The following is a 19,745-nucleotide window of genomic DNA, read 5'->3' as shown; positions in this document are numbered from 1 at the left end:
CTTGGCGATTAACGATCGGCGTCAACGGTGATGATTACCCGTACTGAATCCAGCCGCAGGCGGGTATTTTCAATCGCTTCACTGAGCGCCTTGCGCTCATCTTTCAGCGCGTCAATTTCAGCGCTGCGTACCGCCGGGTTGTGCTCGGCCAGCGCGGTCAAACGGGCAATCTCGGCATCCAACTGTGCACGCATGCGCGCTTCAGCATTTTCGACAATGCTGGGCAGCTGGCGCTCGGCTTCGCCTTCCCCCTGAGTCAGCAGCTCGCGCAACTGATCGTGACGGCTCTTGATCAAATCCCTCGCCAGCGACTTGTTAACCTTCTGCAGGTTTTTGCCCAAACCGGTGAAGGAGATCTTGCTGGTCAGATTGGCACCTGACTCATCCAGCAGCAGGCGCACCGCGGTGGGCGGCAGGAAGCGGTTAAGGTGCAGTTTCTTGGGCGCCGGGCAGTGGGTGCGGAACACCAGCTCGGCCATCAAGCGTCCGCTGGGAATGGCGTCGTGGCGCAGCAGAGCGAGCGCCGAGTTGCCCATGGTGCCATCCAGCACGCGGCCCATCATTTCCCGCAGCAGCGGGTGTTCCCAAGAGAGCCGCTGCACATCGTCGCGGGCTAGCGCCTGGGCGCGGCTGTACGTGGCGGTAAAGCCTTCTTCGCCTTTAACCAGACCCGGCAGGCCATCCAGCATATGTTGGCTGGGCTGCAGGTGCATCAAGCCCTTGCCGATTTCCTGACTCTCCACGCCGAAAATATCCAGCGCCCGTTCAAGGTAGCGCGGCAATGCGGCGTCTTCGTCAAGTTCGCGCACGGCGTCGATGACCTGCTGAGCGCGGGCAGGGCGGCAGGCGTTGAGTTCCAGCAGCCGGTTACGGCCCGCATCGTGCTCCGCCAATTTGGCGCTGAACATCGTGCGGGTTTCGGCGATAATCTCTTCAAGCGCTTCATCATCCAGCAGGGCGTCAGCCAGGGCGTCACCAAAGGCATCAAACAGATCGTTGCCGACCCCATGGGGGGCGCTGAACGCATCCATACCTTCGTTATACCAGCGCAGCAGGCGCTCGCCGGGGCTGCCCTCAAAGGTCGGAATATGCAGCTCAATAGCGTGTCGTTGGCCGATGCGATCCAGGCGGCCAATGCGCTGTTCGAGCTGATCCGGGTGCTGGGGCATATCGAACATCACTAGGTGACGGCAGAACTGGAAGTTGCGCCCCTCTGAGCCAATTTCCGAGCACACCAGCACCTGAACGCCTCCATCTTCATCGGCAAACGCCGCTGCCGCGCGGTCACGCTCAATCAAGGAGAGGTCTTCGTGGAACACCGGTGCGTGGTAGCCGCCCAACACCCGTAGCCCTTCGGCAAGGCCTTCGGCGGTTTCCCGGTGGTGGGCAATGACCAGGACTTTTTCGTTAGCGAAGCCGTTCTCGCTGTCGTCGCTAAGCTTCTCCAGCAGCCAGTTAACCCGCGGGTCAATGTGCCACCAGTCTTCGCCGTTGAGCGGATCATTGCTGAGCTCGCGATAGGCCGCGTCGGGATAGATCAGCACATCGGGGTGATCCATGCCGGTCTCGATTAGCAGCTCGTCAAGATAGTCATCGTCGCGCTCTAAACGGCGCACGACACGACGGTAGGCCGAAGGCAGCGCTAACGGCACCAGGTTGAGGCGTCGCTCCGGGAAGCCGCCTACGTGGCGGCGGCTGTTGCGGAACATCACTCGGCCGGTGCCGTGGCGATCCAGCAGCGCTTCGCTCAGTTGGGCGCGAGCGGCGTCCTGCTGCGCTTTGCTGGCCTCCTCGTTACATAGCGTGGCCAGCAGCGCTTGACTGTCGCGGTCATCGGCTACCGCAGAGACGTGAGCACTCGCATCAGGGTTGCCGGGCAGTGCCTCCAAGGCATCGATGGCGCGTGCGACCTCGGTGTAGTGGCTCTCTTCGGCTTTGAAGCGCTCAAGATCGTGGTAGCGCTCGCTGTCCAGCAACCGCAGGCGGGCAAAGTGGCTCTTGATGCCCATCTGTTCTGGGGTTGCGGTGAGCAGCAGCAGACCGGGAATCAGCGCGGAAAGCTGTTCGACGCACCGGTAGCCGGGGCCGCTGCCTTCTTCACTCCAGTCGAGGTGGTGCGCTTCGTCGACGATCAGCAGGTCGAACTGGCTGGCCAACGCCTGCTCCTGGCGTTGCGGGTTGGCGAACAGCCAGCCCTGGCTGGCTAACACCAGCTGCGCGCTCTCAAAGGGGTTGTAGCTGCCGTGGGCTTGGCTTTGGGTTTCATCTAACAGCGTGACGTTAAGCGAGAAGCGGCGCAGTAACTCGACCAGCCACTGATGCGTGAGGCTGTCGGGCACCAGTATCAGCGCCCGCTCAACGCGGCCGTTGAGCAGCAGGCGGTGCAGAATCAGGCCGGCTTCGATGGTTTTACCCAAGCCCACTTCGTCCGCCAGGAGTACGCGGGGCGCATGGCGGTTGGCGACTTCATTGGCAATGTAGAGCTGGTGAGGTATCAGGTCGATACGCGGCCCGGAAAAGCCCAGCGCGCTGTGCTGCTCAATACGCTGATAGTGGTGCAGGGTACGAAAGCGCAAATCAAACCAGTCGTTGCGGTCAACCTGGCCGGTCAGCAGGCGGTCACGGGCCTGGTCGAACTGCATGGTATCGGCGAGCTTGGCTTCGGGCAGTTCGCGCAGGTTGCCATCGCTGTCTTCACCGATATAGGTAATCAGGCCACCGGACTCTTTGCTGTCATCAACCACCATCTGCCAGCCGTCGGCGGAGAGCACGCGGTCGCCGCTGCCGAACATAACGCGGGTCAGCGGAGCTTGGCGGGTATTGTAGGTACGGGTTTCCTGACTGGCACTGAACAAAATGGTAACGCTACGGGCGTCGCAGTTAAGCACGGTGCCGAGCCCAAGCTCAGCTTCACCGTCGCTAATCCAGCGTTGGCCGGGAGAAAAATCGCTCATGATGCCTCGGAGGAGTCTGCAAAACGGGTCGTCTGCCGCCGGGGGGAGCATCGGCGGCAACAGGGCGGGGGATTCTAACGCAAAGCAGCGGGGGGATTAAGGTGTATCGACATCAATCTTTTAACCAGCGGTCTAGATGGGCGCGGGTAAGTTCGCCCACATGCACATCTAAGGTATTTCCCTGCTCATCGAATAGCACGGTAGTGGGTAGCCCCGGTGCTGCGAAAAGGGTCATCAGCTGTTGGCTGGGGTCGCGCAGCGCATAGCGAAATCCAAGCTGCTGCTCATCTAAATAGCGCACCATGGGCAGTAGGTCTTCGCCTTGGTTTGCCACCACCACGCTGACACCATCGCGCTGAGCGGCCTCCTCAAGCAGCGGCATTTCACGCAGGCAGGGCGGGCACCAGGTCGCCCACAGGTTGACGATAATTAGATCAGCGTTGTCGGTCAGCGAGGGTAGATATACTTCATTGCCTCCCACGTCCTCAAGGGTGACCTCCGGCAGAGCGTCAACCGCAAAGTCATTGCCTAGGGGCGCCAGGGTAACCAGCACCAGCCATAGGCTGGAGGCGGCGACCAGCATCGCCATCGCACCGCCCATAGCCAATAATCGCGCCCGCAGCGTCCAGGCTGTCCATATCAAGCCTGCCACCATTCCCCAAAGGCCGTGGTAGCCGGGTTGCCATACTTTGAGCGCTTCAAGCGGGGCGTTGCTATAGCTATCCAGGTTGAGCATAAGGTGGCCCACCCGGGCGCTGACTAACCAAACAATGATAAGCCCGGTAAACCAGCGCTGCTGGTCACGCTGGGGAAGGCCCAGCAGTAACCGTGTACAGAGTAGCAACAGCAGCGCGCAGCCGATGGCATAAAGACGCGGTAATGAAATCAGCAGTGGGCCGAGAGCGATGGCATTCATGATTTTCTCGTGAAGCAGGTACACTGGCAGACCATACCATGCGAGCTACAAATTACGGAGACGTTATGCCCCCACCCGCTTTTGATAGGCTGCGCGCGCTAGCGATCGGCTCCCAGGCGATTGGCTTAATGCTGATAATTACGTTGGAAACGGTGATGGGTAACGCCGCCCGCCCCTGGCAGGGTTGGGTGTTGGCTGCGATGCTGGTTACCGCGTTAACGATTGCGCTGGTGCGGCTTTATCGCCACAAGCGCCTTCAAAAGCAGCTTGCTGAACGCAGGCGATTGCTAGAGGAAGAGGACGAGCGTTAGAAACCGATGCTTGTGTTTTTGGCGTTCAAGTTCCAGATTAATAGCAGCCTTAACGATTGTCCGATGAGGCACACTAAAAAATTGAACAACCTCTTACGACACTGGGAGCGACAAATAATATGATCAATAAGCGCGCATTAGCCACCGCTGTGGCGGCCTCAACCCTGGCAATGACCGGATTCGCACAGGCAGAGGTCAAAGTTGGCTTCTTGGGCGGCTTTACTGGGGGAATCGAAAGTTTAACGCCCCCCATTTTTGAAGGTGCTCAGCTAGCCGTAGAGCAGATCAATGAGCAGGGCGGCATTCTAGATGGACAAACGTTGGTGATGCCCTCCGGCGATACCACCTGTTCCGATGCATCAGCTGCCTCAAACGCCGCTGACCGGATGGTGAACTCTGAGAATGTGACGGCGATAGTGGGTGCCCTATGTACTGGTGCAACCATTGCTGCAGCCAACAACGCGGCCATTCCCGGTGGCGTATTGATGGTATCGCCTGCCTCTACGGCGCCTGCCGTATCAGAACTGGACGATAATGATCTGGTATTCCGCACCGTACCCTCAGACGCTTTCCAGGGGGAAATGCTGGCTAAGCTACTGCTTGAAAAAGGCATTGACGCAGTGGCGGTGACCTACGTCAATAATGATTACGGTCAGGGCCTTTCTGACGCCTTCAGCGCCGCGTTTCAGGCCGGTGGCGGCGAGATTACCGAGAACCTGGCCCACGAAGATAACCGCGCCGACTATCGTTCTGAGTTAGGCTCGCTTTCAGTGAGCGGCGTGGAAACATTGGTAGTGTTGGCTTATGCCGATACGTCAGGTCAAACGGTACTGCGTCAAGCCTATGAAAGCGGCATGTTTACCCAGTATGTAGGCGCTGACGGCATGGTCGGTGATAGCCTTATTGAAGCCATTGGTGCAGATGTGCTGGATGGCATGATCGCTACGCGCCCCGGCAGTCCTGACCTGCCCGGCACCGATATCTTTATCGAAGCCGCTGAAGCCGCTGAGCTGGACCCAAGCGCAGTATTTGCCGCCCAAGCCTACGACGCCGCCTTCCTGATTGCATTAGCAATTGAGCAGAACGGCAGCGCTGACCGTGAAGGCCTTTCCGAAGCGCTGCGCAGCGTCTCAAGCGCCCCTGGCGAAGTCATTCTGCCCGGCGAGTGGGAAAAAGCGGTTGAGTTGATTGCCGCAGGTACCGATATTAACTACGAAGGCGCTTCCGGCTCTCATGAGTTCGATGATAACGGCGACGTACCCGGTGTAGTGGTTGAAATGGCTGTCGAGGACGGCACCTTTACCAGCAAAGGTCAGGTTGATCTTTAAGCCTTAAGGCTTAGCGTTAAAAATGCCCGGCTGATAACAGCCGGGCATTTTTTATGAGTCATCAGTTGAGGCCATCAGCCGTGGCTTTTGATCTTCTCGGGTAGTAGCCCTTTGGGCGCAAAGCGCAGCACCATCGTGATCAGCAAACCAATCACCAGCACCCGTGCCTGCAGGGCGCGGCTATCCATATTGCTGGGAGCATCCCAACCGAAAGCCCCTTCGCCAAACGCGACGGCTAACTGCATTAAAAACAGCGCCAAAGGTTCAGACATAATCCAGATAATATACACCGCTACGGCGCCGAAAATAGTGCCCAGGTTATTGCCCGGCCCACCCAGTATCACCATTACCAGCACCAGGAAGGTATGGTTGAGCGGCAGATAGCCCTGTGGGTCGAAGAGGCTGTTGAAGGTGCCCAGGATGCCGCCGCCCAAGCCCATCAGAATGCAGCCCAGCACGAAGATTTCCAGACGCCGTTTGTTGATATCCTTACCCATTGCCGCAGCGGAAACTTCGTTATCGCGAATTGCCCGAATCATTCGTCCCCAGGGGGCGTTGTAGGCGCGATTGAGCAGAAAGAAGATCACCGCAATGATCACCGCGGTAAACGAAAGGTAGATAGCCCGGGAGAGGGTAAACCCCAGCTCGGCAGGTCCCGGCGTTGGCCATGGGAGCGGTGACACCGTTGCGGTGCCGCGGGTCAGCCAATCAGAGTTCTTCAAAAACGCCTTGATGATTTCGGCAATGCCCAGGGTAGCAATGGCCAGATAGTCACTGCGTAAGCCTAAACAGATATGACCAATAAAGTAGCCCACGCCACCTGCTAAGGCGCCACCAACAATCCAGCCGATCCAGGGCGGTAAGCCAAGCCCACCGACAAAGCCTGCCTGGTTTTCAATCGCATCAGTGACTTCGCGCAGCTGGCTAATCACCACCAGGTAAAGCACGAGACCCAACACCACGGTGATAAACGTACGCAGGGGCTTGGGTACGCCCAGTCGATCCAGCTTGCTGGCGCCAACAATCAATACAATAGCGGCTGCGCCATACAGCAATACGCGGCCAAATTCACCGGGTAGCGCCGTGCCCCAGAAGGCATCATTGACCGGCACGCTAAAGAACATTGCGCAGAAGCCGCCCAGAGCAACAAAGCCCATCACACCAGCGTTAAACTGCCCCGCGTAGCCCCATTGAATCGTTAACCCCAGCGCCAGAATGGCGTAGCAGGCGGCCTCGACCAGCATGCGTGTGCTATAGGCGGCGCCCATGATGGCGTAAACCGCTAAAATAGCCACCAGCAGCACACCAAACAGAATTAGCTCGCGCAGCGGGAAGCGACGACCAGGCGCGGCCTCTTGGGGGGTGTAGGCAGGGTTGCGGGTTTTTTCTGAGTTGCTCATTAGATCACCTTGCCCTTAAAGAGTCCGGTGGGACGCCACACCAGAATGGCTACCAGAATGAAAAATGGCACCACGATTTTATACTCGGTGCCCACAAAGGCGAGGTTTGATGGCAGCTCCAGCCAGGCGGGCAGGCTATCGCTGAAAGGGCGCAACAGCACGTTCCAGTTAAACACTGCCAAGGTTTCGGCGAAACCGACCACAAAACCCCCGGCAATCGCGCCATAAGGGTGGCCAACACCGCCGACAATGGCGGCGGCAAAGATAGGCAGCAGCAGGAAGAAGCTCAAATCGGGCTTGAAGGTGACATCCAGGGAGAGCAGCGTTCCGGCAATTGCGGCTAAAGCTCCCGCAATCATCCAGGTCACCGCCACGATGGTATTGGTATTAATACCCGATGCCTGGGCGAGTTCAGGGTTATCCGACATGGCGCGCATAGCCTTGCCTAACCGCGAACGGTTAAGGAAAAGGTGTAGTGCGACGACCGCAACGATAGTGATCACGAACAGATAAATCTGCGGTTCGGTCACCACAATCGGTGCACGGGCACCCTCGAAGGGCAGCGCAAGGCGGAAGATCTCTTTACGGTCGTCGACATATAAACTCTGCCCGCCGGTGCCGGAAAAGAGGCGGATCAAGCCTTGTAGGATCAACGTGACCCCCAGCGAGCCAATCACCAACACAATCGGCTTGACCCCGTGGGCACGCAGCGGCTTGTAGAAGATTTTATCGATACCTACAGCCAAGGAGGCGGTGAGCAGCATCGCCAGCGGCAGCATTAGCACGGCGGTGGGTACGCCCAGGCTGGCGCCTGCCGCCGGGAACGCTGTGGTGAGCAGCAGCACCATAAAGGCGCCGAAGGTCATCATGTCGGCGTGGGCAAAGTGGGCAAAGCGCATAATGCTGAAAATCAGCGTTACCCCAATGGCCCCGATGGCATAAATTGAGCCGCTTACACTGCCCGAAATCACCACATTATTGATGAAAAAAACCAGTTCATTCACGTTATTGTCCCCAGGGCTAGCCGCCCAAAAAGCTTTTGGCCACATCGGGGTCGGCGAGCAGAGCGGCCCCTGTGTCGGTAAAACGGTTCTGGCCGGCGGCCAGCACAAAGCCTTTATCGGCGATCGCGAGTGCCTGCTTGGCGTTCTGTTCTACCATCAAAATGCCCACGCCAGCGGCGTTGATCTGTTTGACGCGGTCGAAAATCTCATTCATATACAGCGGCGACAGCCCCGCGGTGGGTTCGTCCAGCAACAGCAGGCTGGGCTCGGCCATCAAGGCGCGCCCCATGGCGACCATCTGGCGCTGTCCGCCGGAAAGCTCACCGGCAGGCTGGCGGCGCTTCTCATACAGCGGAGGGAAAAACTCATAGATCTGAGCGAGCATGCGCTTGACGTTTTGCGGCTTTAGAAAAGCGCCCATTTCGAGGTTTTCCTGCACCGAAAGGCTGGGGAAAACGTTCTTTTCCTGGGGCACGAAGCCCATGCCGCGCTGCACCAGCTGGTTAGGCGGCAGGTTTTGGATGGGCTGGCCGTTAAGCAGTATCTCGCCCTGATTAACATGCAGCAGGCCAAAGACCGCTTTCAGCATGGTGGATTTACCCGCCCCGTTAGGGCCGACGATCACACCGACCTCATCGGCTTCCAGCGTCATGTTTATCCCGTTAAGGATATTCATGCCGCCATAGCCGCCGTGCACATCGCGTGCGTCGATTAATGGCCTGGTTGTTGATGGCATAAGCAAAGTATTCCAGCAAGGTCGCTTGGCAGCGACATCATTATATTAATTGGCTAATGGGAGAAAACGTCACGTTTAAGCGGCATCTGTACCGAAGTAGGCCTCAATGACCTCAGGATTATTCTGGATGTCGTTGATATGCCCCTCCACCATCACGCTGCCCTGAGCCAGCACGATAACCGGGTCGCAAAGGCGGGCAATCATCTCCATATCGTGCTCAATGACCAGGAAGGTGTAACCCATTTCGCGGTTGAGCCGCTCAATATTGCCGATCAAATCACCCAGCAGGGTGCGGTTTACCCCGGCGGCGATCTCATCAAGTAGCACTACCTTGGCGTTGGTCATCATGGTGCGGCCAAGCTCCAGCAGCTTCTTCTGGCCGCCGGACAAGTTGCCCGCTAGCTCATTACGCACGTGGTGCAGGCCGACGAAATCAATCACCTCCAGCGCGCGGCGGCGCACCTCGGCTTCTTCTTGGCGCACTATGTCTGGCTTTAACCAAGCGCTAAAAAGGCTTTCTCCCGCCTGTTTGGGTGGCACCATCATGAGGTTCTCCAGCGCGCTCATCTGGCTGAACTCGTGGGCAATCTGGAAGGTACGCAGCAGGCCTTTGTGGAAACGCTGGTCGGCACTAAGCGCGGTAATGTCTTCACCATCGAGCAGAACGCGGCCGCTATCCGGGGCTAAAGCGCCGGCAATCAGATTAAACAGGGTAGATTTGCCTGCGCCGTTAGGGCCGATCATGCCGGTAATGGAACCCTTCTCCACTTGAATGGAGCAGTCGTTAATTACCTGCAGGCCGCCGAACGCTTTGTTGACTCGCTGTACATCAATAAGAGGGTTCATGGTGTCTCCACGCGATACAGGCGGCTGAAAAGCCGCCTGCGCACTGTTATTAAGTTGTTTGTCGTGGTTTTTTTAGCCAACGCTGGCTGGCTGCAAAGGCCCCAATCATGAGCAGCGCACCGAGGGTGGGGATCAAATAGCCATCCACCTGAGGAATGGTGCGTAAAAACACAAAGGCCACCGCAGCAGGCGCCACAAAGCGCACCAGAAAACGCCATAGCTTAAACCAGGTGACGCTGCTGCCCAGTTCTTTCATCACTTCACTTTGGGTTAGCGCCCAGCCGGCAAACAGCGCTATCAGCAGACCGCCCACCGGCATAAAGATATTGGTGAGTAGCTCGATAAACTCAAACGCACTGCGCCCAAATAGGCTATGGAATATCGTCCCCTCGGCCCAAATGTTGAAGCTAACCACGGTCAACAGGCCCATTGCCCAGGCGGCGATGACCATGATCGTAACCGCCTGTGGCCGGGTTATGTCAAAGCGCTCCACCAGGAACGCCGCGACAGGCTCGATCAGCGAAATAGAGGAGCTGATAGCGGCGCCGAGCACCAGAATAAAGAACACCCCACCGACCAACGCGCCAAACGGCATCTCGGCAAATGCCAGCGGCAGGGTGACAAACATCAGTCCAGGACCCTGGCCGGTTTCCAAACCAGCGCCAAATACCAGGGAAAAAATGGCCAGGCCAGCGACCATCGCCACGGCGGTATCGACAATAGCGACGGCAAAGGCGGTGCGCGTCAGCGACACATCGCTGGGCATATAGGCACCGTAGGCCATAATCGCACCCATCCCCAGGCTAAGGGTGAAGAATGACTGACCCATGGCCTGCAGCCAGCCCTCAAGGCTGAGGTCGGCGATATTAAAGGTGAACAGGAAGCTGGCGGCGGCGCCTATATCGCCATTCACCACGCCGTAGGCCAGCACCACCAGCAGAATCACAAACAGCGCTGGCATCATAATGCGCAGGCCTGATTCGATGCCTTTATGAATCCCCATACCGACAATCAACGCCGACGCTGCAATGAAAATAGTGTGATAGAGCGTCATTAGGCCGGGCGCCGCTAAAAGGGCATCGAAGCCATCGCTGATGGTTTGTGCATCAGCTCCCACCAGAGAACCGGTCAGCATTAGCCCGGTGTAGTGGATCGCCCAGCCGGCAATCACCGAATAGAAGCTTAAAATTAAAAACGCCGAAGCGGCACCCAACCAGCCGATCGTTTCCCAGGCCCGCGAGGTACCATGGGTTTTAGTGAGATGTCGCATGCCCATAATTGGGCTTTGTCGACTGTTACGCCCCAACATGATCTCAGCAATGAGAATGGGAATACCAACCGCGAAAATGGTCAGCGCATAAATCAAAATAAAGGCACCGCCGCCATTTTCACCGGTGAGGTAAGGGAATCGCCACAGATTGCCTAGGCCGACGGCGGAGCCAACGGCGGCGAGAAGAAAGGTGCCTTTGTGCGTCCAGACGTTTTGACCGCTCATGGTAAGAGTGTCCGTGTTTGGGTGTCAGGATGGGGATAGGTATCCAAACACTTGTATGAAGATAGTGATGCCAGCGTGCCCTGGGCGTGCTGAATTTAGCGTTACTGTGCGATAGAACGCGCCGCCTTTCCAGCACCGTAACGTTTAGGCTGCGTTTAGTGGGCTGCTTGGCAAGCTGCTGACAGTGTTAAACGAGTGTTCGATGAGTGGCGAATCGACATAAAAAAACCCGCTTGCGCGGGTTTTTCGACAGCTAACTGCTTTAAGCGATATTACTTTTTGCTAAAACGCTTACGCTCGGTCTCTTTCAACAGCTTTTTACGCAGGCGGATATGCACAGGCGTGACTTCGACGAGTTCGTCGGAGTCGAGGAACTCGATTGCCTGCTCCAGGGAGAACTTAACCGGCGGGGTTAACACGATGTTCTCATCGTTACCGGTGGAGCGCATGTTATCGAGCTTCTTGCCTTTAGTGGGGTTAACCACCATGTCGTTTGCGCGGTTGTTGATACCGATCAGCATGCCTTCGTAAACTTCTGTGGCGTGATCAATAATCAGCTTGCCGCGCTCTTGCAGTGCATACAGTGCGTAGGCAAGGGCCTTACCGTCCACCATTGAGACCAATACGCCATTACGACGCTCAATAGAGGCTTCAGGCTTCAGCGGGCCGTAGTGATCAAAACGGCTGGTCAGAATGCCGGTGCCAGAGGTCAGGGTTAAAAACTGGCCACGGAAACCAATCAAGCCGCGGGCAGGAATGATGAAGTCCAGGCGAACCCGTCCCTTACCGTCCGGCAGCATGTTGGTCATCTCACCTTTACGGTAGCCCAGCTCTTCCATGATCGAGCCTTGGTGCTGCTCTTCACAGTCGATGATGACTTCTTCGTAAGGCTCCTGCTTCTCACCGTCAATCTCTTTGATGATAACTTCTGGGCGGCCTACCGCCAGCTCAAAGCCTTCACGACGCATGGTTTCGATCAACACCGAAAGGTGCAGTTCGCCACGGCCAGATACTTTGAACTTCTCAGGGGTTTCGCCCTCTTCAACGCGCAGCGCCACGTTGTGAATCAGCTCTTGTTCAAGGCGATCCTTGATATTACGGCTGGTCACAAACTTGCCGTCTTTGCCGGCGAACGGTGAATCGTTGACCTGGAAGGTCATCGAGACGGTCGGCTCATCAACGGAGAGCGGTGGCAGCGCCTGCACGTTAGCGGGATCGCACAGGGTGTCAGAAATTGACAGATCATCGATGCCGGTAACGCAGACGATATCGCCCGCGGTGGCTTCGTTGGTCTGTACACGCTCAAGACCCATATGGGTCATGACCTGGCCGATTTTGCCCTTACGTACATTACCGTCAACGCCGATGATCGAAACCTGTTGGTTCGGTTTCACCGCACCGCGCTTGATGCGGCCCAGGCCGATAACGCCCACGTAGCTGTTGTAATCCAGTGCGGAGATCTGCATCTGGAAGGGGCCGTTAAGTTCAACCTTGGGCGGCTCAACGATGTCGACGATCGCCTGGAACATGGGGTCCATGTTGTCGGCCAGCTCTTCAGGATCCATACCGGCAATGCCGTTCAAGGCAGAGCAGTAAATGATCGGGAAATCGAGCTGTTCGTCAGTCGCGCCTAGATTGTCGAACAGATCAAAAATCTGGTCGATCACCCAGTCAGGGCGCGCGCCGGGACGGTCAATTTTGTTGACCACCACAATCGGCTTGAGGCCTTGGGCGAAGGCTTTTTGCGTCACAAAGCGAGTTTGCGGCATCGGGCCATCAACGGCGTCTACAAGAAGTAGGACCGAATCAACCATCGACATGACGCGCTCAACTTCACCACCGAAATCGGCGTGCCCAGGCGTATCCACAATGTTGATGTGGTAGCCGTTACCGTGGCTGTCTTGCCATTGAATGGCCGTATTCTTGGCCAAAATGGTAATACCACGTTCTTTTTCCTGATCGTTCGAGTCCATAACGCGCTCTTGACCTTCTGCTTTACGGTCAAGGGTGCCGGACTGGCTCAGGAGTTTGTCGACCAGAGTGGTTTTACCATGGTCAACGTGGGCTATGATCGCGACGTTGCGCAGGTTATTAACCGCGCTGGAGTTTTGCTGGTTTTGCATGCTGAGAGAGAACTCTTGTGAACACCCGTTTGTCCACGGGTCGGAAAATGCGGGTCGCAAGGGCTGGCAATTTGCCGACCATCTTGGCTCAGGGCTTGCGTCCAATGGCTATTCTACCATGTCAAAGGCTTCTCTGATATTACTGGAGCGCTTATCGACCTTGGTCGCCCCCAGGAAAGTTTTCGCAGCGAACCTCCATCCGCTAGAATAGCGCTTTTCCCATTGGGGCAGGAGCATGACCATCGGCAACCTGATGCGTTTGTTAAGCGATGGCGAGGTTCACTCTGGCGAGCAGCTGGGTGAAACGCTGGGTATTTCTCGTGCTGCGGTGTGGAAGCAGTTAAAAAAACTGGAGGCGCTGGGCGTTGAGCTAGTCGCCGTTAAAGGGCGTGGCTATCGGCTAGCACAGCGGTTGGAGCCACTGGAGGGCGCCAAAATCGTCGAGCGTTTACCTGCTCAGACACGTCATTACCTTGCACGCCTGTTTGTTGAAGATCAGTTACCTTCCAGCAATGAATATTTGCGTCAGCGCTTTGAGCAGGGCGCGGGGCATGGCGAAGTGTGCTTGGTTGAACTGCAAACGGCAGGGCGTGGGCGACGCGGGCGTGTCTGGTCGACGCCTTGGGGGCAGAGTTTAATGCTCTCGTTAGGCTGGCGCTTTGAATCTGGCATCGCGGTGCTTGAAGGCCTGAGTTTGGCCGTCGGGGTTGTAGTGGCTCAGGTGCTAGAGCAGCATGGCGTGGTGCCCAAGTTAAAATGGCCCAACGATATCTTGCTCTCCGAACAGGGCGATGATGCCAGCGACGAGCTTGGCAAGCTGGCCGGTATTCTGATTGAAGTCACCGGGGACGCGGCAGGTCCCTGCGAGGTAGTGATCGGCATGGGCATGAATCTGTGGCTGCCTGCTGCTCAGCGAGCCGCGATCGAACAGCCGGTTGCGGCGCTTTTCGAGCGGTTGCCGGGTATCTCGCGTAATCAGTTGGCCTCCGATGTCGTAGCTGGTCTATTGGCGATGCTGGCTGACTTTGAGCGTGTTGGCTTTAGCGCCTGGCAGGATGAGTGGAATCAACGTCATGCTTATGCAGGACTGCCTATTCGGGTGATCCAAGGGCAGCAGACCAGCGATGCCATCGCCGGGGAAGTAGATAAGAGTGGTAACCTTTGGGTTACCGAAAATGGTCACTCGCGACGCCTAGCCGGCGGTGAGATCAGCGTACGCAGGCGTTTATGATTCTGGACCTTGATATCGGCAACACGCTGTCAAAATGGCGGCTCAAGGATGCCGAGAGTAGCGAGATACGATCGCGCGGGGCGGTATGGACCCGTGAAGAGTGGCGACCAGGGGCTGACATCCCGGATCTTGATGTAGTGGAGGCCGTGCGTATTTCAAGCGTGGCCAGGGCGGCCGTGCTGGAAGAGACGGTTGCTTTACTGCGTCGCCGGGTGCGTCATGTGCACGTGGCACACTCAACTCATGAAGCGCTGGGGGTCGTCAACGGCTATGAGGAGCCAGGGCGTTTAGGCGTTGATCGGTGGATGGGAGCGCTGGCGGGCTATCAGTTAGCAGGCGGTTGCTGTGCGGTGGATTGTGGCAGTGCCATTACTATCGACTTTGTATTGCCGGGCGGTAGCCATCTTGGCGGCTTTATTATCCCAGGGCTGCGCCTGATGAAAGAGAGCTTGAAGCTAGGCACCCGCAATGTGGCCATCGACCCAGAAAGCGAGGCGGATGAATTGCTAGAGCCAGGGCGGCGTACAGTTGATGCCGTCAATCATGGTATCTACATGGCGGCCGTCAGCGCGATTAATCGCATCTATAGTGAAGTCTGTGATCAGCAAGGCGTGGCGCTGCCGATGCTATTAACCGGTGGCGATGCCCGGGTTGTCTCGCGGGGGGTGCAAGTGCCTCATGCGGTGTGGCCTGACATGGTTTATGGTGGTTTAGAGGCCTGTTTTCCAATGACCTTTGCTGAGCGTGCAGGCAAAATGTCAGGCGCGCCGCGAGTGCCGGAGCCTGTGTCGCTAGAAAAGATTCGTGCGGGACTTGCATTCTCAATGCTGCTTTGACAGAATGCAGCGCGTTCGAAGGCGAGGCGTAAGCGTCTTGCTATGTAGAAGGCATTAATGTTGAAAGTATGGGTTAGCTAAGCTTTTAATAGCTAAGACGATTACCAAACTTGACACATTTTTGAAGGCTGGCATAATGTGCCGCCACATTGGAGAGATTCCCGAGTGGCCAAAGGGAGCAGACTGTAAATCTGCCGCGAAAGCTTCGAAGGTTCGAATCCTTCTCTCTCCACCAGAATTAAGCCGCAGCGATTTAATCGGTGCAGCTGAATGAAAAGCCGATAGCGGGCATTGTCTACGATTTATAGCTTGGTAGAAGGTAAGGGGCTATAAGGCGGCGCGTAGCGGATTGTCATTCAAGACAGGTTCTGCGGGCGTAGTTCAACGGTAGAACCTCAGCCTTCCAAGCTGATGGTGCGGGTTCGATTCCCGCCGCCCGCTCCAGTTGATGTGTTTAGCTCATGTAGCTCAGGGGTAGAGCACACCCTTGGTAAGGGTGAGGTCGACGGTTCAATTCCGTCCATGAGCTCCATATTGCAGATAAAGCGAGCGAAGCTCGCTTTTTTTGTCTCTGCGTTTAGGTGGGGTTGTAGCATGCCTAAGCGTAAAGAAGGGGTTGTCAGAAGTGGCTTTCTTCGCTACCATGGCGCCCGCTGTTGTATAGGCGATTGAAAAAGACGCTTATCGATAGATGTAGTGTAGTTGTTGTAAAAAAATCAGTACGACGATACAGGCCAGTAGCTCAATTGGCAGAGCAGCGGTCTCCAAAACCGCAGGTTGGGGGTTCGATTCCCTCCTGGCCTGCCAACCTTCCCCAGGTTGGTATGTCTTTTTCCAAAATTCTTTTATCGTTCGCCGCACCCTGAGGAGTCTCGTTTTTATGAAGCCTGGTTCTGTAAAACATGGCGCCGAGGTGCAACAGACGCGCCATGACGGGCTCAAGTGGGCGGCGGTCGTAGCGCTGCTTGTCATTGCTGTTGTTGGTAATACCTATTTCGCCGATATTGGCCTGCTCTACCGCGTGCTTGGCGTAGTGGTGTTGTGTGTGATTGCGGGTTTGATCGCGCTAACCACTACCAAGGGTCGTGATTTAGTAGAGCTTGCCAGAAGCGCCAAGAAAGAGATTCAGCGCGTTGTATGGCCGACCCGTGCCGAAACCATTCAGACCACTGCCATTGTGCTAGTGGCCGTTTTGGTGGTGGGGCTAATGCTGTGGTTGATCGACACTCTTCTTGGCTGGGCGATGTCCGGCGTCATTGGTTAGGAGCTTTCATGTCCAAACGTTGGTACGTCGTTCACGCTTATTCTGGCTTTGAAAAGCATGTCATGCGTTCACTGATCGAGCGTGTGAAAATGTACGGTATGGAAGATCGCTTCGGCGAAATTCTGGTGCCGACCGAAGAAGTCGTCGAAATGCGTGACGGCAAGCGTCGCAAGAGTGAGCGTAAGTTCTATCCTGGCTATGTATTGGTCGAGATGGAAATGGCCGATGAGACATGGCACCTCGTCAACGAGACGCCACGTGTTATGGGCTTTATCGGTGGAACAAAAGAGAAGCCAGCACCGATTACATCACGCGAAGCAGACGCTATTTTGCTGCGTGTTAAAGATGGCACCGACAAGCCACGGCCCAAAACAATGTTTGAGCCGGGCCAGTCGGTGCGTGTTGTTGACGGGCCGTTTGCTGATTTTAACGGCGTCGTCGAAGAAGTTAATTATGAAAAGAGTCGCCTGCATGTCAGCGTGCTGATCTTTGGGCGCTCTACACCTGTTGAGTTAGAATTCTCTCAGGTTGAGAAAGAATAAGTTCGCAGGTTGAGAAAGACTAAGCGTATTTGATTCGTGCGAAATAACTAAGTAGTTGTTTCGTTGGTACCGGGGAGCCTTCGGGCGTTACTACCCAATTGGAGCATAAACGATGGCCAAGAAAGTACAGGCTTATATCAAACTGCAGGTTGCTGCAGGTAAAGCCAATCCAAGCCCGCCGGTAGGCCCAGCACTGGGTCAGCACGGCGTGAACATCATGGAATTCTGTAAGGCGTTCAACGCCGCGACTCAAGAAATTGAGCCGGGCCTGCCGACGCCAGTCGTGATCACTGTCTACTCAGACCGTAGCTTCACGTTCGTCACCAAGACACCGCCTGCTGCCGTGCTGCTGAAGAAAGCTGCTGGTATCAAGTCCGGTTCTGGTGAGCCGAACAAGAAGAAAGTCGGCACCGTGACGCGTGAACAGCTCGAAGAGATCGCCAAAACGAAAGAGCCTGATTTAACGGCTGCGAATCTTGATGCCGCTGTGCGCACCATTGCTGGCAGTGCTCGCAGCATGGGCCTAAACGTGGAGGGTCTCTGATCATGGCTAAACTATCTAAGCGTGCGAAAATTATTCGCGAAAAAGTAGACGCCACCAAAGCCTACTCTATTGAAGAAGCGGTAGCGCTGCTCTCCGAGCTGTCTACGGTTAAATTCAAGGAGTCAGTTGATGTTGCTATCAACCTTGGCGTTGACCCGCGTAAATCTGACCAGGTTGTGCGTGGCGCTACCGTCATGCCTAACGGTACGGGTAAAGATGTACGCGTTGCGGTCTTTACCCAGGGCGCCAATGCCGATGCCGCTAAAGAAGCCGGTGCCGACATCGTGGGTATGGACGACTTGGCTGAGCAAGTGAAAAAAGGCGTGATGGATTTTGACGTCGTTATCGCTTCGCCAGATGCTATGCGTGTTGTTGGTCAGTTGGGCCAGATCCTAGGTCCGCGTGGCCTGATGCCAAACCCGAAAGTTGGCACCGTAACGCCTGATGTGGCGACAGCGGTTAAAAATGCCAAAGCGGGCCAAGTGCGTTTCCGTACTGACAAAAACGGCATTATCCACACTACCCTGGGTAAAGTGGATTTTGACGTGGCAGCGATTAACGGTAACCTGGAAGCCCTCGTTGCTGACCTTAAGCGCCTCAAGCCGAGCGCGTCTAAAGGCATTTACTTCAAAAAAATGACTCTGTCCACTACCATGGGCCCGGGTTTAACAATCGATCACTCTGCTTTCGCATAAGCGAGTAATCGTTGGTTTTTTTGTAGGAACCGAGCAAGAACTTTGCGGTCCCCCGTTTGGTTATTAACACTGGCCGGGGCATCGTCAAAGACCGCAGGTGCCGCGCTTAGTATGTACACTTAGCATTTTGTATATACAGGGGCGGCTTAATTGCCTCATAAGCGCCTGCGCAGATGGTGTGGCCGCCAGTTGGTTAAGCTTGAAAGCTTTCTGGTGAGCACCATCCCCAAGGCTTTCCGCATTGCAATTTTTTTGCAATTAAGAGCGGAAAGAGATGGTAACCACCGGAACCTTCTTGGGTTCCGGCACGAAGGAGTGATCACTGTGCCACTAGCACTTGAAGGCAAGAAAGCGATTGTTGCCGAGGTCAGTGAAGCGGCCAAGGGCGCACTCTCCGTCGTAGTTGCTGATTCTCGCGGCGTTACGGTTGGTAAAATGACCGATCTGCGCAAGCAAGCGCGTGAGAATGGTGTAGAGCTGCGTGTTGTTCGTAATACGCTGGCTCGCCGCGCTCTCGAGGGCACTCAGTGGGAGTGCCTGAACGATAGCTTCGTTGGTCCTACGTTGTTGGCCTTCTCTACTGATCATCCGGGCGCTGCTGCTCGTCTGTTCAAAGAGTTTGCTAAAACGGACAAGAACTTCGAAGTAAAAGCGTTGGCCTACGAAGGTGAGCTGATTCCGGCTGCTGACATCGACCGTCTGGCAACCCTACCGACTTACGACGAAGCAATTGCCAAGTTGATGTCGGTAATGAAAGAAGCCTCCGCTGGCAAGCTGGTTCGTACTCTGGCCGCTCTGCGCGACCAGAAGCAAGAAGCCGAAGCTGCTTAAGCAGCGTTTCTTGCAGGCGGCGCAAACGGTATGACGGTATAAGCCATCATCAGCGCGCTGCCTGAACCGAGCAATGAATCCTGAGTCCTCGGCTGACCGAGACTCCCGCAAAGTTAGGAATGAAACAATGGCACTGTCTAAAGACGATATCATCAATGCTGTAGCCGACATGTCCGTAATGGAAGTTGTCGAGCTGATCGAAGCAATGGAAGAGAAATTCGGCGTTTCTGCAGCGGCTGCCGTAATGGCTGGCCCGGCTGCTGGCGGCGAAGTAGCTGAAGAACAGACTGAATTTGACGTCGTTCTGACCGCTGCTGGCGACAAGAAAGTTAACGTGATCAAAGCAGTACGTGAGATCACTGGCCTTGGCTTGAAAGAAGCTAAAGGTGCTGTTGACGGCGCTCCGGCGACCATCAAAGAAGGTCTGTCTAAGGACGACGCTGAAGCAGCTAAAGCTAAGCTGGAAGAAGCGGGCGCAACCGTCGAGCTCAAGTAATTATTGTGCGGACGGCTTTACGCGCTGCGTAAGCTTCCACGGCTGGCGGCGGGATATCCCGCTGCCGGCCTTTTTCTGTTGCAACTGGTGTTTCATTAATCGCAGTCGCAATAGAAACGTAGAAATAGTGTTATCGACTACAGTGTTATCGAACTAGATTTTCGACGGCGAGCTACCGATTTAGGAGCTTGCT

General features: G+C 55.9%; 18 protein-coding genes and 4 tRNA genes. 14 read left to right on the top strand and 8 right to left on the bottom strand.

Annotated elements, in window-relative coordinates:
• Positions 1-8 precede the first annotated feature (8 nt).
• Entirely contained in the window at positions 9-2,954 is a 2,946-nt protein-coding gene (rapA, locus tag HZS80_RS11135; protein ID WP_179916105.1) for an RNA polymerase-associated protein RapA, read from the bottom strand.
• Between the two features lie 112 nt (positions 2,955-3,066).
• Positions 3,067-3,870 (bottom strand): TlpA disulfide reductase family protein, encoded by an 804-nt coding sequence (locus HZS80_RS11130; protein WP_179916104.1) that lies wholly within the window; start codon positions 3,868-3,870, stop codon positions 3,067-3,069.
• 65 nt (positions 3,871-3,935) lie between these two features.
• Here HZS80_RS11130 and HZS80_RS11125 point away from each other — a divergent pair, with 65 nt between their 5' ends.
• Together HZS80_RS11125 and HZS80_RS11120 are read left to right on the top strand one after the other, a co-directional pair.
• Positions 3,936-4,181 (top strand): hypothetical protein, encoded by a 246-nt coding sequence (locus HZS80_RS11125; protein WP_179916103.1) that lies wholly within the window; start codon positions 3,936-3,938, stop codon positions 4,179-4,181.
• A gap of 119 nt (positions 4,182-4,300) precedes the next feature.
• Complete coding sequence (locus HZS80_RS11120; protein WP_179916102.1) at positions 4,301-5,509, top strand: ABC transporter substrate-binding protein; 1,209 nt, start codon at positions 4,301-4,303, stop codon at positions 5,507-5,509.
• 74 nt (positions 5,510-5,583) lie between these two features.
• On the opposite strand, the gene HZS80_RS11115 is transcribed toward HZS80_RS11120, so the two are convergent.
• The 6 genes from HZS80_RS11115 to typA form a co-directional block, all read right to left on the bottom strand.
• Entirely contained in the window at positions 5,584-6,909 is a 1,326-nt protein-coding gene (locus HZS80_RS11115; RefSeq protein WP_179916101.1) for a branched-chain amino acid ABC transporter permease, read from the bottom strand.
• Positions 6,909-7,913, bottom strand: coding sequence for a branched-chain amino acid ABC transporter permease (locus HZS80_RS11110; RefSeq protein WP_179916100.1), 1,005 nt, complete (start codon positions 7,911-7,913; stop codon positions 6,909-6,911). Before HZS80_RS11110 ends, HZS80_RS11115 begins: the two co-directional genes overlap by 1 nt.
• Positions 7,914-7,929: 16 nt before the next feature.
• Positions 7,930-8,649 (bottom strand): ABC transporter ATP-binding protein, encoded by a 720-nt coding sequence (locus HZS80_RS11105; RefSeq protein ID WP_179916099.1) that lies wholly within the window; start codon positions 8,647-8,649, stop codon positions 7,930-7,932.
• 75 nt (positions 8,650-8,724) lie between these two features.
• Complete coding sequence (locus HZS80_RS11100) at positions 8,725-9,495, bottom strand: ABC transporter ATP-binding protein (RefSeq protein WP_179916098.1); 771 nt, start codon at positions 9,493-9,495, stop codon at positions 8,725-8,727.
• A gap of 49 nt (positions 9,496-9,544) precedes the next feature.
• Positions 9,545-10,990, bottom strand: a complete 1,446-nt coding sequence (locus HZS80_RS11095; RefSeq protein ID WP_179916097.1) for a sodium-dependent transporter — start codon at positions 10,988-10,990, stop codon at positions 9,545-9,547.
• A gap of 272 nt (positions 10,991-11,262) precedes the next feature.
• Entirely contained in the window at positions 11,263-13,113 is a 1,851-nt protein-coding gene (gene typA / locus HZS80_RS11090; RefSeq protein ID WP_179916096.1) for a translational GTPase TypA, read from the bottom strand.
• A gap of 235 nt (positions 13,114-13,348) precedes the next feature.
• Between typA and HZS80_RS11085 the strand changes: the two genes are divergently transcribed.
• The 12 genes from HZS80_RS11085 (at position 13,349) to rplL (ending at position 19,552) form a co-directional block, all read left to right on the top strand.
• Positions 13,349-14,344 (top strand): biotin--[acetyl-CoA-carboxylase] ligase, encoded by a 996-nt coding sequence (locus HZS80_RS11085; protein ID WP_179916095.1) that lies wholly within the window; start codon positions 13,349-13,351, stop codon positions 14,342-14,344.
• Positions 14,341-15,180 (top strand): type III pantothenate kinase, encoded by an 840-nt coding sequence (locus HZS80_RS11080; protein WP_008959180.1) that lies wholly within the window; start codon positions 14,341-14,343, stop codon positions 15,178-15,180. The genes HZS80_RS11085 and HZS80_RS11080 overlap by 4 nt, the downstream gene beginning before the upstream one ends.
• A 151-nt stretch (positions 15,181-15,331) precedes the next feature.
• Positions 15,332-15,415, top strand: a tRNA-Tyr gene (locus HZS80_RS11075).
• Positions 15,416-15,550: 135 nt separating this feature from the next.
• Positions 15,551-15,624 (top strand) — tRNA-Gly (locus HZS80_RS11070).
• 13 nt (positions 15,625-15,637) lie between these two features.
• Positions 15,638-15,712, top strand: a tRNA-Thr gene (locus tag HZS80_RS11065).
• Between the two features lie 199 nt (positions 15,713-15,911).
• A tRNA-Trp gene (locus HZS80_RS11060) sits at positions 15,912-15,987 on the top strand.
• Positions 15,988-16,060: 73 nt separating this feature from the next.
• The gene (secE, locus tag HZS80_RS11055) at positions 16,061-16,444 is read left to right on the top strand and encodes a preprotein translocase subunit SecE (protein WP_035564017.1); all 384 of its coding nucleotides are present in this window, start codon (positions 16,061-16,063) and stop codon (positions 16,442-16,444) included.
• Between the two features lie 8 nt (positions 16,445-16,452).
• Positions 16,453-16,986 carry a transcription termination/antitermination protein NusG gene (nusG, locus tag HZS80_RS11050; RefSeq protein WP_008959178.1) on the top strand — a complete coding sequence of 178 codons (534 nt, stop codon included), beginning with the start codon at positions 16,453-16,455 and terminating at the stop codon, positions 16,984-16,986.
• Positions 16,987-17,098: 112 nt separating this feature from the next.
• Entirely contained in the window at positions 17,099-17,530 is a 432-nt protein-coding gene (gene rplK / locus HZS80_RS11045) for a 50S ribosomal protein L11 (RefSeq protein WP_007112017.1), read from the top strand.
• Positions 17,531-17,532: 2 nt separating this feature from the next.
• Positions 17,533-18,225, top strand: coding sequence for a 50S ribosomal protein L1 (rplA, locus tag HZS80_RS11040; RefSeq protein ID WP_007112016.1), 693 nt, complete (start codon positions 17,533-17,535; stop codon positions 18,223-18,225).
• A 324-nt stretch (positions 18,226-18,549) separates the two neighbouring features.
• Positions 18,550-19,056 carry a 50S ribosomal protein L10 gene (gene rplJ / locus HZS80_RS11035; protein WP_008959177.1) on the top strand — a complete coding sequence of 169 codons (507 nt, stop codon included), beginning with the start codon at positions 18,550-18,552 and terminating at the stop codon, positions 19,054-19,056.
• A 127-nt stretch (positions 19,057-19,183) separates the two neighbouring features.
• Positions 19,184-19,552, top strand: a complete 369-nt coding sequence (rplL, locus tag HZS80_RS11030) for a 50S ribosomal protein L7/L12 (RefSeq protein WP_008959176.1) — start codon at positions 19,184-19,186, stop codon at positions 19,550-19,552.
• Positions 19,553-19,745 lie beyond the last annotated feature (193 nt).

Source organism: Vreelandella glaciei, from assembly GCF_013415125.1.
In the GTDB taxonomy this organism is placed as follows: domain Bacteria; phylum Pseudomonadota; class Gammaproteobacteria; order Pseudomonadales; family Halomonadaceae; genus Vreelandella; species Vreelandella glaciei.
Note: the sequence above shows the minus strand (reverse complement) of the source record. Positions and strands in the feature narration are given on the sequence as shown.